Source organism: Candidatus Dependentiae bacterium (assembly GCA_020431705.1).
Classification (GTDB): domain Bacteria; phylum Babelota; class Babeliae; order Babelales; family Vermiphilaceae; genus JAGQHQ01.
The window spans coordinates 1-560 of record JAGQHQ010000050.1 but is presented as its reverse complement, the minus strand read 5'-3'; the positions used below and the strand labels follow the sequence as shown (position 1 = coordinate 560).

The 560-nt window shown below is 27.9% G+C and carries 2 protein-coding genes and 1 tRNA gene; all 3 read right to left on the bottom strand.

The window, feature by feature from the left end:
* Window positions 1-33 precede the first annotated feature (33 nt).
* The 3 genes from secE to rpmG all read right to left on the bottom strand — a co-directional run bounded on the left by secE (window position 34) and on the right by rpmG (window position 518).
* A complete protein-coding gene (gene secE / locus KC460_05275; GenBank protein ID MCA9770751.1) occupies window positions 34-228 on the bottom strand; it encodes a preprotein translocase subunit SecE in 195 nt (64 codons plus the stop codon).
* Between the two features lie 23 nt (window positions 229-251).
* Window positions 252-327 (bottom strand) — tRNA-Trp (locus KC460_05270).
* A gap of 23 nt (window positions 328-350) precedes the next feature.
* Window positions 351-518 carry a 50S ribosomal protein L33 gene (gene rpmG / locus KC460_05265; protein MCA9770750.1) on the bottom strand — a complete coding sequence of 56 codons (168 nt, stop codon included), beginning with the start codon at window positions 516-518 and terminating at the stop codon, window positions 351-353.
* Between the last annotated feature and the right edge of the window lie 42 nt (window positions 519-560).

Below are 560 nucleotides of genomic sequence, written 5' to 3'. Positions count from 1 at the left end.
AAAAGACCTACCATAAAAATAAAATCAATCTAGCTAAACAAAAAAAAGTAATAATTTAGTTAAGCATAAACTAATCAAAATATCAATTAAACCAAAATACATTGCAAATAAAAACACTAAGAAAAAAGTTCCAGTTGAATTAATAAAAAATTCACGAGAATTAGGCCAAATAATCTTTAAAAGTTCTTGATACGTTTCTTTAAAAAAAACACTTAAATCATTTATCATAAATTTGATCCTATTTGTATAATTGGCAGGCCGAGAGGGATTTGAACCCCCAACCATCAGATTTGGAGTCTGCTGCTCTGCCGTTAGAGCTACCGGCCTTTTTTATTCCTACTTATTAGTTTTTATTTAGCTTCTTTGTGCAGTCTATGTTGCCTGCAAATTTTGTATGCGCAAAATTTATTTAATACTAAAGAACCAACTTTTCGATTCTTATTTATTACTTGTGTATAATTTCTTGACTTACATACTTCACAAGCCAAATATGTAGTTATTTTCTTTACTTTAGCCATTTTCAATATACCTTTAAATTGTAATTTTTTACCTTGCTTATA